Consider the following 16,340-nt stretch of genomic DNA (forward strand, 5'->3'; position numbering starts at 1 on the left):
GGATGCAGATACCTATAAAACATTGGATTCGTCGCTGGAAAAATATGCGGTTAGTCACAAGGCTGATTATTATGAATATCACACTGATTTCGATTCCGTTAGTCATCTCTTCATGGATATCGAGTATTGGCTATTCTGATTCTATTCAAAACAATGCCGGGCAATATCAAGCGGATGTAGTGCGTGAATTTACATCGAATCTAGATGCTTATATGAATGAGTTGGTTTTATTGTCTATTTTGCCGTATCAATCTCCAGAAATGATGGAGTATCTTGAGCATGACAAGCAAGATCAAGTGATCGATCGATATGAAGATCGTCTACTATTAGAAAGTTTTGTACGACGGATTCGGGTCAATGGACGTGTAGATATTGCAGGGGTGGCTTTGTTTACCAATCATACGCATTCGTCTTATGTAGAATTGCCTGATAGTCCCGGTCGATTTGCAGAGTCAGGAGATCGAGAACGATTATTACCTGTAAATACAGCATTATCCGGTAAAGGATATTTTGTCGCTCCTCATGCGGTATTGTCTGATAATGGAACTATATATCAAGTGTTCTCAATTGCGCGTAAGATTCGTAGTCTGGATGATGGTCAAGAATTAGGTACACTGGTGATCGATGTTCCTGCTGAAGCGCTCACAGATCGAATTACTCATCTTGCCGGTTTTCCGACCTCATTATTTGCCATGATGGATCAGCATAAGCAATTGATTTATAAAAGCCCGTCTTTTCCTGTAGAAGATGCTACTTTGCAACAGTATGGAGGAGAAGGAACATTAACGATAGATAGTGGGCGACAATCCGTGTTGCTTACATATCAGACATCGCCTGTCACGCATTGGACGGTTCTTCAAGCAGTGCCTGTCGCTGTCTTGGTACAGGATGCCCGGCAGGTGAATCGGCAAATGATCTGGTTAGGTGGTATCTGTCTCATTATATCGGTAATTGTGTCGATTTTTCATGCGATGCGAATCACAAGACCGCTTAGTGTATTACGGGATTCGATGAAACTTGTAGAACGGGGAGAATTCGATATTGCTTTGCCAGTACATCAGACCGATGAGATCGGACATTTAAGTCGAACGTTTAATATTATGGTGTCTCGTCTAGGGTCATTAACCTATCGGTTATACGAAACAGAGATTCGAGAAAAAAATGCACAGATTGCTTCACTACAAAGTCAGATCAATCCTCATTTTCTCTACAATACACTGGGTTCTATCAGTATGTACGCTGAACTCGAAGGCAATCGTGAAGTGGTGCAGATGACCAATCATCTGAGTGCTCTGCTACGGTATAGTATCGGAAGCGATCATAGTGAAGTTACGATTGAACAGGAGCTAGAGCATGTACGAGGATATCTGTCGATTCAGCGTATCCGATATGATGAGCGATTGTCGTATACGATTCATGCAGATCCATTATTGCTACAACATCCGATAATTCGTTTAACGTTACAACCGCTTGTAGAAAATGCAATTATTCACGGCTTAGAACGAGGTCGTGGAGATATTTATATTCAGATAGAAGTGCATAGACAGAATAAACAGATTCAGATTGATGTGATCGACAATGGACCAGGTATGGAAAACGAATGGATTGAAGAACAACATCACCATATGGAAGCAGGGATATTGCCAGAAGGGCCGGGAGGTCATGGATTGGTTAATGTTCATCGCAGAATTGCACTCAAATATGGTAATGAGTATGGCATTACGTTGCATAATCGGGATGAAGGAGGGTTACAGGTGATCGTGACTATGCCTATCGTTGAGGTTGATCATATAGAGGAGTTGAAGAAAGGAGATACTGATCATGTATAACGTATTAGTTGTTGATGATGAAATGATTTTTCGTAAAGGAATCACCCATTTGATTCATGAATCTAATCTGGAATGGACAGTGATCGGTGAAGCGCGTGACGGACTGGAAGCACTGGAAATGATTCAGGATCAACGCCCTCATTTAGTAATCACCGATATACGGATGCCTCGTATGGATGGTATCCAGCTTCAAGCCACGGTAGCAGAACAGTATCCATCTATTCGCTGTATTGTGCTCAGTGGACATAATGATTTTGAATATGCACGTCATTCGATTCGCAGTGGAGCCAGAGATTATTTACTTAAGCCTGTTAATAAAGAAGAACTGTACACCGCTTTGGGCAAAGTAGAAGCAGAGTTAACCAAAGAAAATGAATCGCAATCGTTAGCAGAGCATATTCCTAGTCAGCAAGTGATCCGACAACAAATATTAAGCAGTCTGATTCATGGCAATAGTGCTTATGATGAAGGTGAATTATTGGATCAAGCGAATATTTCTTTTCCCCATACCGGTATATATTGTCTGATTGTTCAATTGGATCGAGATTCTGTCACAGAACAACGGTATCAACAGAATGATCCTGAACTGTTCTTTTTGTATATTCAACAATTTGTCCGTGAGATCATATTGGAGCCTTTACAAGGTTACACATTTATCGATCATCATCAAGTGGTTGCACTCATTAATAGTGATCACAGTGAACAGACAGCCCGGCAGATTAGATCATTGTCAGGACAATTAATTCGTAGCATTAAACGTATATCCCAGATGACCGTGACGATAGGTATCGGTGGTGGTGTGGCTGATCTCGAATCGGTACCCCAATCCTATCGTGAAGCAGAGACAGCTCTGCTCTATCGTTTGATTTCGGGTGGAGATCAAGTACTTGTCTATGAATCTTCCACAACAAATACAATGCCATTATCCAGATTAGAAGCAGCAGACCGACATTTTTTGGAACAATTATTAGCAGAAGAAAATGGACAAGAATTAACAAAGCAAGTCCAAGCTTTTATCGAACGATTATGTCGTCAGATCAGTAATCCTGAAGTGATCCAACAACAGATCTGCAAAATATTATTAGAGTGTTATGAGATTGCCCTTGATTATAACGTACTCAGTGAATGGCTGAATAAGCAGGATATGGGTGGGATATTACAAAATGTACTACTGATTAATGAACGCCAGCAACTTGCCCGTTACTGTGGAGATTTATTGTATTCGCTGTATGAGCTGATTCAGCGTAAAGAAGGACATGTGATCCACGCTGTAGATCAGGTAGTACGTTATCTGGAAGAACATTATGCTGAACCGATTACTCTCAGTCTAATGGCAGAAAAAGTCTATTTAAATGCTTCTTATCTCAGCAGTCTGTTCAAAAATAGATTAGGGCATTCATTTGTCGAAGTATTGACTGATATTCGAATTCGAGAAGCGATCAAGCGATTAATCCATAGTGATGAGAAGATTGCGACCATTGCTTATGATACAGGGTTTGTAAATATTCGGCATTTCAATAGAGTATTCAAAACAGAAACAGGTACCACACCCAAACAGTATCGGGATAGTCGTCGTCATTATCAACATCCGGTGTAATGAAGTAGCCACTATCTCATCATCGCTTGAACGCAATATGCACATATAGGCAACAGACCTAAATATATGTCTATACCATCGAAAAAAGCGTCATGGTTCCTTCTTGAAGAATACATTAAGATTTGAAATGTAAGCGTTATCTAAAAACGCACATTCTTCATTATTCGACAAGGGGGTTCTATTGATGAGAAAAACAAAATGGTTGCAAGCTGGTTCTATACTACTGGTTGCTATGTTTATTCTGTCGGCTTGTGCTGGAGGTAGTGCACCTGCTAGTAGTACCGAAAGTGGCAAAACAGGTGGTAAAACACAAATCTCATTCTGGACACCATTTAGTGGTGGAGATGGAGAATTTATGGCGGCAATGGTAGCCAAGTTTAATGAGGAGAATCCAGATATTCAAGTGGAACAGCTAAGTAATCGCTCGGAAGATTACTATACCAAGCTACAGACATCGTTAGCTTCGGATCAAGCGCCTGATCTAGCAGTATTGCACTCCTCACGGATGCCACAATTTGTACCAGCGGGTTATGTGACCCCACTAGATGATCTAGCAGCAGGTTCCAAAGTGGACTGGGATGCATTCAATCCTACGATTTTAGAATCGACGATTTACGATGGTAAACATTATTCGATTCCACTGGATACTCATGCGATCGTCATGTATTACAACAAGACGTATCTGGAAAAAGCAGGCGTACTCAAAGACGGCAAACCTGTATTCGATCCATCACCAGAAGGCTTTACCGCATTTTTAACTAAAATTAAAGATGCAGTTCCAGCAGATGTCGCTCCACTTGCACAACCAAGCGTGCGTATAGATGCGTACTGGATGTTCTGGGGCTTCTATAATCAGTTAACTGGTGGAGGGAAGTTCTATGATGCAAATGGCAAAGCAGAACTTAACAATCCACAAGCCAAACAAGCATTAGAATACGTGAATAGCTTGTATACATCCAAATTAATTCCACCGAATGTAAATGATGCGGTTAAATTATTTCAAGATCAGCGAGCAGCCGTACTCATCACAGGGGTATGGAGTACCGGATCATTTGAAAATATTAAAGATTTGGACTTTGCGGTAGTACCGATGCCACAAATCTACGATCAGCCGGCAACATGGGGCGATTCGCATACGTTAGCTTTGCCGAAGCACAGTCAAGAAGATCCAGCGAAACAGCAAGCTGCATTGACGTTTGCCAATTGGCTTGCAGAACATGGGGACATGTGGGCAAAAGCAGGGCATATTCCAAGTGTAACCAAAGTATTGGATTCTCAAGAGTTCAAAGACATGCCATATCGTAGTGATTATGCGCAATCGGCTGACTTTGTGAAATACTGGCCTCGTAATGAAAAACAAGGACAGGTTAACGACAATATTGTCAAAGAGTTCGAAAAAATGTTAGCAGGTCAACAAGATCCAGCGACCACTTTAGAAAAAGCAGATGCTTCTACCAACAAGATTACTGGAAAATAAAGATAGGATCATCACAAAAGAAGCGGAGCGACATAGACATCAAACCGCTTCTTTTGTCTGATCTAGCTGAAGAAAGGAGTCTCATCTATGGGCACCAAATCCTTATCACATCAAGGGTGGATCACAGGCATATTGATGATTTTGCCATATACGATTTTCTTTGCTCTTTTTTCTTTATTTCCGATTTTGTACGGTCTGCGCATCAGTTTTTATGACTGGTCTTTGCTAGGAGATAAAGTTTTTGTAGGCTTTGAAAATTATACGAATCTTATCCAAGACGAAGAATTTCGTAGCAACCTATTGCATACGATCGTATTTACATTGATTAGTGTGCCGTTGGTTAGTGGAATTGGCTTATTATTAGCGATTCTTGTTCACAGTATACGTCGGGGGCAGTCTTTTTTTCGGATCTCTGTTTTTATGCCGTATGTGTTATCTGTTTCTGTTATTTCTAGCATTTGGGTGATTTTTTTACAGCCGTACACCGGCTTATTTAATCAGATTTTACGTGGATTAGGTTTAATCCATGAAGAGATTTTCTGGTTATCGGAACCGACTTTAGCATGGGCGGCTATTATTATGTCTACCGTATGGTGGACAGTAGGATTTGTTTTTATTTTATTTCTAGCAGGGCTTCAAGATATTCCAGCATCTTTTTATGAAGCAGGGCAGATCGAAGGAGCGAATCGCTGGCAGACATTCTGGTATATCACATTACCATCATTATCACGGATTACGATACTTGTGATTGTGCTTCAGACGATTGCTTCGTTCAAAATATTCGGTCAATCCAAATTGATCACAGGCGGAGGACCCGCAGGAGCCACCAAAACTGTCGTATTTTCGATTTATGAAAATGGATTTCAGACGTTCCAGATGGGATATGCGTCTGCGATAGCATTTGTACTTATGCTGGTGATTCTAGTGATCTCTTTAATACAGACCTTTGTTTTACGTAGATTGGAATCTTAGAAAGGAGCGAATGTAGGATGATGGATCGAATCTATTATTATTTTATTCGCATTGTAGCTGTAGCGTTAGCGATCTTTTTTCTTATTCCTGTGATCTGGATGTTGGCTTTATCGTTTACGCCAGAAGGGCAAAGTGTATTTGCTAATGGTTTTCAGCTTTCATTTGTCAATTATCAGAAAGTACTGAGTCAGGCTCCGATCTTCGGGTGGATGGGTAACAGTCTGATGGTGTCTGTGATTACTACAGTACTGGTACTGATCTTATCGTCAATGGCGGCATACGCATTTTCTCGTATTCAATTTCCAGGTAGCAAATTTATGTTTCTATTGTTCTTATCTGGACTCATGATTCCAGCAGAAGCGACATTGATTCCATTGTATCTGTTTATGCGTGATTGGGGTCTACTGGGGACACGAACTTCGCTGATTTTGCCAGCAGTGGCAGGGCCGATGGGGATTTTTATTCTGAAGCAGTTTTTTGATGGATTACCGAAAGACCTTGAAGAAGCCGCACGAATTGATGGAGCAGGTTTTTTCAAAGTCTGGTATAGCATCTTTTTACCTTTGTCTCGTCCTGCGTTAGCTGCATTAGGTATTTTTAGCTTTATTGGAGCATGGAACGATTATGTATGGCCACTGATCTCGATCTCGGACAAAGCCTATATGACGATTACATTAGGATTACCGATGTTTCAGAGTTCGTATGTCCAGCAATATGCGCTTCCGATGACAGCTAATGCGTTAGCCGCTGTTCCAGTCTTAATCGTATTTCTTATTTTCCAGAAACAGATTATTAAAGGGATTGCATTTACAGGCGGGAAAGAATTATAACCACTAAGCTGAATATCAATAGCCGGATCAATCATACAGACAGGTATACTTTTAAAGGAGGAATTATGATGGTGAATATAACAACAACTCGTTCTGAATATCCTAGACCTCAATTCCAGCGAGCAGACTGGATCAATCTCAATGGAACATGGGAATTTGCTTTTGACGATAAACGTGTAGGCGATCAGGAGAAATGGCATCTTGATCAGCAAGCGGCATTCGATCAGAAGATTCAAGTTCCGTTTACTTTTCAAAGTGAGTTGAGTGGAATAGGAGATACTGGATTTCATGATCTGGTCTGGTATCGTAAATCGATTCAGATCCCGTCCGATTGGCAAAATAAACGTACGATTTTACATTTTGGAGCCGTCGATTATACAGCTACAGTCTGGGTAAATGGCAAATGGGCAGCCTTTCATGAAGGTGGACATACTCCTTTTCAAGCAGATATTACAGAGTTACTGGAAGAAGAGCACAATCAGATTATTTTGCGGGTAGAAGATTTTAGTCAAGATGTAACATTGCCACGGGGGAAGCAATACTGGAAAGAAGATTCAGCAAGTATTTTCTATACCCGTACGACAGGCATCTGGCAGACGGTATGGTTAGAAGCAGTAGACCCTGCTCATATAAGCAAAGCTAAATTTACAGCCGATATTGATCGAAATGAAGTTAGAGTACGCTTATTTTATTCTCCATCTACACGTCAAAAAGGAATGCGTACACGATTAACCATTTCTTTTGAAGGCGAATTGGTAGCACAGGATGAATTTGTAGTGACTCATCATGAACATACCCGCTCGATCGGTCTGCATGATTTTAACGATCATGAATTAGGACGTTGGTGGTCACCAGAAAAGCCACATTTATACGATATTCGATTAGAATTGATTGAGCAGGATAACGTAGTAGATGCGGTAGAATCATACTTTGGGATGCGTAAGATTTCGATTGAAAATGGAAAGTTACATCTGAATAATCGACCTTATTTTCTACGTCTGGTACTGGATCAAGGATATTTCCCGGATGGCATTTTAACCGCACCGTCGGATGAAGCTTTTATTCAAGATATTGAGTTGACGCAAGCGATGGGCTTCAATGGTGTACGTAAGCATCAGAAAATGGAAGATCCACGATTCTTATACTGGTGTGATCGCAAAGGGTTACTGGTATGGGGAGAAGCAGCAAATGCTTACAATTATTCGGAAGAATATGTACGCCGATTCACGCAAGAATGGCAAGAAGTGATTGAACGGGATTACAATCATCCATCCATTGTCGTCTGGGTTCCTATGAATGAAAGTTGGGGCATTCCTAATGTCAAAAATGATCAGCGTCAACAACAGCATGGACTGGCTCTCTATCATCTCACCAAGTCACTGGATGATACACGTCCTGTTATTTATAATGATGGCTGGGAAATGATGGATACCGATCTGGTAGCGATTCATGATTATGCATGGCAAGAAGAAGTGTTGAATGAACGTTATGCTTCGATTGAAAAGGCTGTACATAGTCTGCCAGGGAATCGAGAGATTTTTGTAGGGGGAGCGACTTATCAAGGGCAACCGATTCTGATTACAGAGTTCGGCGGAATCGCGTATAAAAAAAGTGAGTGGGAAGGCTGGGGATACTCGGGGGCAGACAATGATGAAGATTATCTACAGCGCTTAGCCGCAGTAATTCGTCCGCTACATCGTTCTCCGATTGTTCAAGGCTTCTGTTATACCCAGTTGACCGATGTCGAACAGGAGATTAACGGTCTGGTTACGTATGATCGTAAGCCCAAAGTGCCACTAGAAGATATTCGACGTATCGTTATGAATCAATCTTAAGATCTACCTATACCAAGTGCTGTTTGCTATCTTTTGACTGCTCAAGTCAGATAGTGAACAGCACTTTTTGTACATAGTTAAAAACATATTCTGTTCATCTAAAGATTGTCATAACCCCTAAACTATCCTATACTACAAAGTTGTTACTTTATAATAAGTGTACACAGTCAAATCATACTGGATTCAACCCGATAAAGGAGGAATAGTGTTGTCGGATAAAATAGACCTACCTTCTTCTCGTCATAGACGTGCAAAAGATCATTCGATAGAAGAGCTTGCCCGCCGTCTTATCGATCTATCCGGTGGTCCTGATAATATGGTAGAAGTCATTCACTGTACGACTCGTATTCGGCTCAAATTAAAAAATTACGATCAAATCGATGAAGCAGGACTTCGCCAGATCAAAGAAGTACAAAATATAAACAAACTGCCCGGACAACTACAGATTATTGTAGGTCCTGAGCTGGTCTATAAGTTACATCGCAAAATCAATCTATGGCTTCAACAGCATGAACAAACAGCATTAAAACCTTCTATTTTAGAGTCTAAAGAATCTGAACTGCAAGCTGAACCATCAATGCCATCACCAGATCAGGATCAAAGGTCAGGCATTATGCAGCGTATTATACAGGTAGCGACTATCTTTTCAGATATTCTAATCCCGATCTTACCGCTCTTTATTGCAGCGGGTATCTTATTAGGTCTGGTCACGATTCTGCAATCTTCTGACTGGGTGACAGAGGGTGCAGTCTGGTTCCGATTGCTTCAGTTATTAACAAGTTCTGCTTTTCAAATTATTAGCGTACTGTTCGGTTATCATGCAGTAAGACGATTTGGAGGTACACCTGCGATCGGGGCTGTACTTGGGATTGCAATGTCTCAACCTGATCTAGCGATACTAATAGGTTCTTATGATACGACGGTACAAAATATAGATACAATGGTTACCCCTCAATTTAGCTATCAAGGTGCAATGATGCCGATTATTCTGGCAGCACTGATTATGGCTTGGATAGAAAAAGGAATACGCCGTATACTACCGGCATCAGCATCTACACTTCTTGCTCCAGCCATCAGTCTGATTATCGGTGGGACGCTGGCTATTCTTTTGATTAGTCCGGTCGCCATATGGCTGGGAGAATGGATAGGTCAAGAGTTAGAATATCTCTTTATCTATGGAGGTACATTTTTTGGATTTATTCTGGGCGGTATCTATAGCACGATTGTATTAACAGGACTGCATCAAGGGATACAAGCGCTTGAGGTTGCTTTGATCGCTGACCCTCGTGTAGGCGTTAATTTCTTACTACCGATCTGGTCGATGGCAAATATGGCGCAGGGTGGGGCAGGTCTAGCCGTCTATTTAACCACTCGCAATAACGAACTACGAAAAGTAGCTCTTTCAGGATCGATTACTGCTTTTTTAGGAATAACAGAACCGATTGCTCTCGGGGTTAACCTCAAGTTAGGTCGTCCTTTTTTGAGTGCAGCCATTGGTGGGGCAGTAGGCGGAGCTTATGTCGGCTTTCATCATGTGATCGCTAGCTCATTTGGCTTAACAGGAATACCGATGCTTGTCTATATTATTCCGTTTGGCGAAATGAACTTTATCCATTATATGATTGGATTTCTACTCTCAGCTGGTATAGCTTTTATGACGACTCTATTGCTCGGTGCAGAAAAGCCAGCTTTTCGATATCATATTTCAAACATTGTTCGTAAATTCACAGGAGGACGTTATGAAAATTAAAAAGATTCTCAATAATAATGCGGTGGTCGTGGATGATCACGGGCAGGAAAAGATCGCTATGGGCGGTGGGATTTCTTTTGAAAAAGGCAAAAATGATATTGTAGATAAACAGCGTATTGAGAAGTTATTTATTCTAGAAGATCAGGAACGGTACGGTTATCTACAAGAGATGCTTCAGACGTTACCGGAAGAAGAGATCGCTGTATCTGAAAGTATTATTTCTTATGCTGAACAAGAGTTACAGATTTCTTTTAATGAACATATTCATATTGCACTAACCGATCATTTGTCATTTGCTCTTGAGCGTCTACGGAGTGGACTGATTATCCACAATACGCTTTTGGAAGAGATTCGCTTATTGTATCCTGCCGAGTTCCAGATCGGTCTTCATGCCAAGCAATTGATTACCGAGCGCTTGCAGATTGACATTCCTGAAGATGAAGTAGGATATATTGCGATGCATATTCATACTGCACGGATGAACGTAGGAGCTCAAGACACAGCAGCAGGTATGGCGGCAATTATGAAAGACATGGTCAAAGATATTGAATATATGTTAAATCAATCTTTAGATCGCAAGTCAGCAGACTATGAACGATTAATGAGCCAACTCAAAAGTATTCTTCAAGAATATCAAAAAGATCAGCCCGGAAGCGAACTGAATCAAGAGCTTATTCAGATTGCTGTAGAGAAATATAAAACAGTATATGAACAGGTAGAAGAGATGGCAGCGAATATGGAAGATGAATATGGTTATCTATTTACAGAGAGTCAATGCGTGTTAATTACTATCGAAGTGAATCGCTTGCTCGAAAGACTGGGTCATCATTCCCGTTAATCCAGCTTAATCCGTATCGAATATAATGATAAAGTAGATCAATCATGCGATTTTAATAGAGAATAACAAGAAAAATAAAGTTGTATCAAGTCTATATACCTGATTCGATAGGTTATGATATTTATTCAAAATCAAATTAGATCTAGGTATAAAGTATGTATATCGAATGACATATTACAAAAATGTAAAATTTGAAACAGTGAAAATAAGACTAAAATTTATGAAAATGAATGAAAAATTACAGAATTATCCTTTTGTGTCGCTTTTCCAAATTGATTCGTTCAGTCTATAGTGTCTTTACGATTTGCCCTATAGAATAAATGTCAGCAACAGCATATTCGGGTGTGTTACTGGTAAAGCAGGCAAGACCTAAAAACTCCGTGAGGAATCCGGGCGACAGGTGTCGTTCGTTCTTCAGAGGAATTTTTAGGTCTTTTTTGTGCGCCAAAACAGCCACAATTTGAAATTAGAGAGGAAGAACACAATGAAAATCAAGAATTTCTCAAGAAAAACAGCTGTTATGATGATGGCAGCAACGATGTTAACAGGAGGAACTTCTGTTTTTGCAAGTGGATCAGAATCCGATTACGGTAATGGGACACAGCCAACTCCACCAACACCTGTTGTAGAAACACCTGCATCTGTTTTTAACGATACTTACGGATTTACACATCTTACACGTTTTGATGCATTGAAAATAGCTAATCAGCAAACAGAGTCTCGCTATAAAGTTCCACAATTTGATGTATCCAAAATTCGCAATATTCCTTCTGCTGTAGGAAAAGATGCAAATGGCAATACGATTGATCTCGATGTATGGGATACTTGGCCACTACAAAATGCAGACGGTACAGTAGCCAACTATAATGGATATGAAGTTGTTTTTGGACTTGCAGGTGATCCTAAAGTATCCTCAGATACTTTTATCTATCTGTTCTATAAAAAAGTAGGCGATCAATCATTAGATGCTTGGAAAAATGCAGGTCGTGTATTTAAAGATAGCGACAAAATGGTACCTAACGATACAATTTTAAATAATCAATCCGAAGAATGGTCAGGTTCAGCAACAATGACTAAAGACGGTAAAGTTCGCTTATTCTATACGAACCGTCAGCCGTGGGATGTCGATAAAGGATTTTTCGGTAAACAAACACTAACAACAGCTCAAATTAATGTGTCTGAACCTTCTAATGGAACACTTCAAGTCAACGGTGTCGAAGACCTCAAATCTATTTTTGATGGTGATGGTAAAATGTATCAAACGGTGGATCAAGCATTCCGTGCAGGTGATTACTCCGATAACCATACATTAAGAGATCCGCATTATGTAGAAGATCATGGACGCAAATATCTAGTATTTGAAGCCAATACAGGTTCTGAGACTGGTTATCAAGGTCAATCCATGTTCTCCAACAAAGCGTATTATGGTGGAGATGACGATTTCTTCAAATCTGAATACCAGAAAGTAATGAACAACCCGAGCCGTAATTATATGACGATTGCGAATGGGGCATTGGGTATTATTGAATTGAACAACGACTATTCATTGAAAAAAGTGATGAAGCCACTTATTGCGTCCAACACAGTTACCGATGAGATTGAACGTGCCAATATTTTTGAAATGAATGGAAAATGGTACCTATTTACAGATACACGCGGTGCTAAAATGTTTGTCGATGGTGTAGACTCCGAAGATATCTACATGCTTGGATATGTAGCAGATTCAATTGATGGACCTTACAAACCACTTAACGGTAGTGGACTTGTATTGCATCAAGATCTGAACAAACGCGATATTACATGGAACTACGCTCACTTTGCGATTCCACAAGTAAAAGGTAATAAAGTTGTAATCACAAGCTATATGACCAACAGAGGATTCTATACTGATCATCATTCTACATTTGCACCAAGCTTTGAAGTAGAAATCGATGGTAGTGAAACCAAAGTTGTTCCTAATAGCATTTTGGAACAAGGTCAGATTACTTCTAATCAATAAGTTTAATGAATAAGTTCTTAATCTATCATTTCTGAGGATTCAATAGATTCACAGGGAAAGAAAATGTCTGCCACACAGCGGCATTTTCTTTTCCTTTATTGCTTTTATCCGTAGAACGAAATGTAGACGCCAAAAAGGAAACACTAATATATGGAGGTGCTCACTTGAACAACAGCAACCACGTATCTAAATATCGGCGGACACTCGTTGTTCTCAGTGTGTTCGGATGTATTATATTAGGTGCCTTACTCTACTTTTTCACACAGACTAGCGCAAAAGGAAGTACTCAAAACAGTCTTCCTCATAATAGTGCTTCTCATGGAACATCCGTCAGTAGCGAACGTCCTGATTATCATTTTACAGTGCCGGACAAGTGGAAAAATGATCCACAACGTCCTATCTATTTCAAAGGGAAATATCATTACTATTATCTCTATAACAAAGATTATCCGGATGGCAATGGTACCGAATGGCGCCATGCTACTTCTACCGATCTGATCCATTGGACAGATCACGGAGTAGCTATTCCTAAATATACAAATAAAAACGGTGATCCATGGTCAGGTTCGGTTGTCGTCGATACCAACAACACAGCCGGATTTGGTAAAAATGCGTTTATCGCAATTGTGACTCAACCTTCTGCTAACGGTGGAGCGCAAGAACAGTATTTGTGGTATAGCAAAAATGGAGGGAATACCTTCACTGCCTATGGAAAAAAACCGATTCTGTCGAATCCCGGTAACGCCGATTTTCGTGATCCCAAAATAATATGGGATGCCAATTCCAAACACTGGATTATGTTGATGGCAGAAGGCAATAAGATTGGATTTTACACATCCACTAACTTGAAAAAGTGGACGTACACCAGTGGATTCCTTACTGAAAATGTAGGCATACTGGAATGCCCTGATCTGTACTTGATGCAAGCGGCAAATGGAGCTTACAAATGGGTACTCGGTGCTAGCGCAAACGGACGTGGAGCAGGCAATCCAAATACGTATGCATATTGGACAGGAAGCTTTAATGGCAAGAAATTTATAGCTGACCGTCAAGAACCGAAATGGTTGGATCATGGATTTGATTGGTATGCTGCTGTTACTTTTGATATCGCAGGAGCTTCTAATCCTTATGCGCAACGTTATGCTTTTGGATGGATGAACAACTGGGATTATGTCAACAACACACCGACATTACAAGAGGGATTCAACGGTATGGATTCGATCGTTCGTAAAATAAGACTTCAATTCAATGGTCAATCTTATGATCTATCTTCTCAACCGATTGGAGCGATTAGCTTACTACCTGCATCTACCCAAAAAATACAACGAATGGAAGTAGAAGGTTCTGAGCCGCTTAATATCCGTGGATCTTCTTTCCAGCTGGATACAGACATTTCGTGGTCACAACTTAAAAATGTAGGATTGCGACTTCGAGAGTCTAAAGATCAAAGTCGTCATGTCGATGTAGGTGTCTTTGTAGAAGGAAAATATACGTATGTGAATAGAGCGTACACCGGTCACCCTGATACTCAAAGCAAAAGTCTAGAAAGTCAGACAACCTTCAATACCGATAAGAAAAAAGTCCATCTGAAAATATTAGTCGATAAGAACAGTATCGAAGTCTTTGTAGATGATGGTACAGTAGCTTACTCTAGCTTGATTTTCCCGAATAAAGAAGATCAAGGGATTACTTTATTTGCTGACGGTGGCAAAGCTGTTTTTGAAAATATAGTCGTTAAACAGTTTAAATAAACAATAAAGAATAATAAAAGCCGAACCTTATTGATTGTTATGAGATCAGAAGAGTTCGGCTTTTTTTCTAAGTTAGTATAGTAGAAAGGAGAGTGTAGCATCAATTTCCTATTTTCAAGCGCTGATCGCTACAATAAATTGTTCAAAATCATCCAATTGTTCTTCGATAATGCCTTGAATAATTTCAACTTGTACCCCTTGGTAATCATGAATAGCGATATTCCGGAAGCCGACCATTGCTTTGATACTTTGATTCAATTCTTTAGACAATAATCCATTGCGGAATAGAAGATCAAAAGCATCTCGACTGCTCTGTGGAACGCCTAGATTGCGCTCAGAAATGATATGTATTGCTAGATCAAGACAAGCCTCACAAGCCCGTTGAAGATTCAAAATAATCGAATCTTGCTTGGTATAGTTAAATAAGTTGTCTTCATCTCCAGCATACTCTTCATGAATACGTGCAACACAGCGACGAATCGTAGCCGTTTTGTTGAGTAAAATATCTTGATTCATAGCGTGCCTCTTTTCTTCATAAAGTGATCTAATATCGGTTGGCGCTTGTCATTCAGTTGTACATACTCACGGAAAGCTTGAATATACGACAGTTGTCTGATCAATGGCTTTTTTTCATATAATACGATCCCTGTACTGGCAATCTGCACTTGGAATACTGTACTTGCTTCTTCAAAATCGATCAAATCAACATCACGATCTAGCTGATCGGCTAATTGCTGTCCGATTCGAAATCGTTGATAAGTCGATCTGCGCACTTGAGACAAATAAGCAATATCAATATCGCTTTCAGCTCTTGTAGTGCCTTTGGCAACAGAGCCAAAAATAATAATCGTATGTGCTTGAACAAGACTACACAACTCCTGAACAATAAGAAGTTGTTGATGGGAAGATAAACACAGCTTAGACATAATAACAACTCCTTATTGTTCTAGATAGTGTGCTAGAGAGATCGATACTTTGCTAAAGATTATAATGATTTGGTAAACAAGACATGAGGAATATTGGATTCTAAAAATATCTCAGAAGATTGTACATATCCTAAGCGCTCATAGAAAGAAGCGGCTTGTGTCTGTCCATTTAATTTGGCTTGAGTCAGACCTTGTTCTCGCGCCAATTGCTCCATATGTTCAACCAGCATTTTGCCAACACCGTATTTACGATAGTCTTTCATTACGCAAATACGTTCTAATTTGGCAACACCTTCAACCACACGCAGGCGCGAAGTGGCAACAGGAGTCTCACCATCGTACACAATAATATGTGGGATGATAGTATTGGCATTATCCCACTCATCGTATTCTTCGTCCAAAGGTACACCTTGTTCATTCACAAAAACTGCTTTGCGGATAAACAGACAATGATCCAATTCATATTCATTCTCAACTTGCTTTATCAATAGTTCCATGTGTATGCTCCATCCTTTAGTTTATGATTTTCTATATGA

At 40.1% G+C, this 16,340-nt stretch carries 13 protein-coding genes; 10 read left to right on the top strand and 3 right to left on the bottom strand.

The window, feature by feature from the left end:
• Positions 1 to 2: 2 nt before the first annotated feature.
• From PO903_RS12355 to levB, 10 genes are all read left to right on the top strand, one after another.
• Entirely contained in the window at positions 3 to 1,829 is a 1,827-nt protein-coding gene (locus PO903_RS12355; RefSeq protein WP_273593558.1) for a cache domain-containing sensor histidine kinase, read from the top strand.
• A complete protein-coding gene (locus PO903_RS12360; protein ID WP_137222280.1) occupies positions 1,822 to 3,426 on the top strand; it encodes a response regulator in 1,605 nt (534 codons plus the stop codon). Before PO903_RS12355 ends, PO903_RS12360 begins: the two co-directional genes overlap by 8 nt.
• 184 nt (positions 3,427 to 3,610) lie before the next feature.
• Positions 3,611 to 4,903 carry an ABC transporter substrate-binding protein gene (locus PO903_RS12365; RefSeq protein ID WP_069326928.1) on the top strand — a complete coding sequence of 431 codons (1,293 nt, stop codon included), beginning with the start codon at positions 3,611 to 3,613 and terminating at the stop codon, positions 4,901 to 4,903.
• Between the two features lie 87 nt (positions 4,904 to 4,990).
• Complete coding sequence (locus tag PO903_RS12370) at positions 4,991 to 5,875, top strand: carbohydrate ABC transporter permease (RefSeq protein WP_069326929.1); 885 nt, start codon at positions 4,991 to 4,993, stop codon at positions 5,873 to 5,875.
• 17 nt (positions 5,876 to 5,892) lie between these two features.
• A complete protein-coding gene (locus PO903_RS12375) occupies positions 5,893 to 6,705 on the top strand; it encodes a carbohydrate ABC transporter permease (RefSeq protein WP_069326930.1) in 813 nt (270 codons plus the stop codon).
• 68 nt (positions 6,706 to 6,773) lie between these two features.
• A complete protein-coding gene (locus tag PO903_RS12380) occupies positions 6,774 to 8,540 on the top strand; it encodes a glycoside hydrolase family 2 protein (RefSeq protein WP_273593559.1) in 1,767 nt (588 codons plus the stop codon).
• Between the two features lie 208 nt (positions 8,541 to 8,748).
• Positions 8,749 to 10,290 (top strand): PTS transporter subunit EIIC, encoded by a 1,542-nt coding sequence (locus PO903_RS12385; RefSeq protein WP_273593560.1) that lies wholly within the window; start codon positions 8,749 to 8,751, stop codon positions 10,288 to 10,290.
• The gene (locus tag PO903_RS12390; RefSeq protein ID WP_069326932.1) at positions 10,280 to 11,128 is read left to right on the top strand and encodes a PRD domain-containing protein; all 849 of its coding nucleotides are present in this window, start codon (positions 10,280 to 10,282) and stop codon (positions 11,126 to 11,128) included. The genes PO903_RS12385 and PO903_RS12390 overlap by 11 nt, the downstream gene beginning before the upstream one ends.
• Positions 11,129 to 11,612: 484 nt before the next feature.
• The gene (gene sacB, locus PO903_RS12395; RefSeq protein WP_273593561.1) at positions 11,613 to 13,127 is read left to right on the top strand and encodes a levansucrase; all 1,515 of its coding nucleotides are present in this window, start codon (positions 11,613 to 11,615) and stop codon (positions 13,125 to 13,127) included.
• A gap of 218 nt (positions 13,128 to 13,345) precedes the next feature.
• The gene (levB, locus tag PO903_RS12400) at positions 13,346 to 14,878 is read left to right on the top strand and encodes a 2,6-beta-fructan 6-levanbiohydrolase (protein ID WP_502921690.1); all 1,533 of its coding nucleotides are present in this window, start codon (positions 13,346 to 13,348) and stop codon (positions 14,876 to 14,878) included.
• A 114-nt stretch (positions 14,879 to 14,992) separates the two neighbouring features.
• On the opposite strand, the gene hepT is transcribed toward levB, so the two are convergent.
• The 3 genes from hepT to PO903_RS12415 are packed head-to-tail and all read right to left on the bottom strand — an operon-like array spanning position 14,993 to position 16,301.
• The gene (gene hepT / locus PO903_RS12405; RefSeq protein WP_273593563.1) at positions 14,993 to 15,394 is read right to left on the bottom strand and encodes a type VII toxin-antitoxin system HepT family RNase toxin; all 402 of its coding nucleotides are present in this window, start codon (positions 15,392 to 15,394) and stop codon (positions 14,993 to 14,995) included.
• Positions 15,391 to 15,804 carry a type VII toxin-antitoxin system MntA family adenylyltransferase antitoxin gene (mntA, locus tag PO903_RS12410; protein WP_273593564.1) on the bottom strand — a complete coding sequence of 138 codons (414 nt, stop codon included), beginning with the start codon at positions 15,802 to 15,804 and terminating at the stop codon, positions 15,391 to 15,393. The genes hepT and mntA overlap by 4 nt, the downstream gene beginning before the upstream one ends.
• A 59-nt stretch (positions 15,805 to 15,863) precedes the next feature.
• The gene (locus tag PO903_RS12415; RefSeq protein ID WP_273593565.1) at positions 15,864 to 16,301 is read right to left on the bottom strand and encodes a GNAT family N-acetyltransferase; all 438 of its coding nucleotides are present in this window, start codon (positions 16,299 to 16,301) and stop codon (positions 15,864 to 15,866) included.
• Between the last annotated feature and the right edge of the window lie 39 nt (positions 16,302 to 16,340).

Source organism: Paenibacillus sp. PK4536 (genome assembly GCF_028594455.2).
GTDB classification, from domain to species: Bacteria; Bacillota; Bacilli; order Paenibacillales; family Paenibacillaceae; genus Saccharibacillus; species Saccharibacillus nuruki.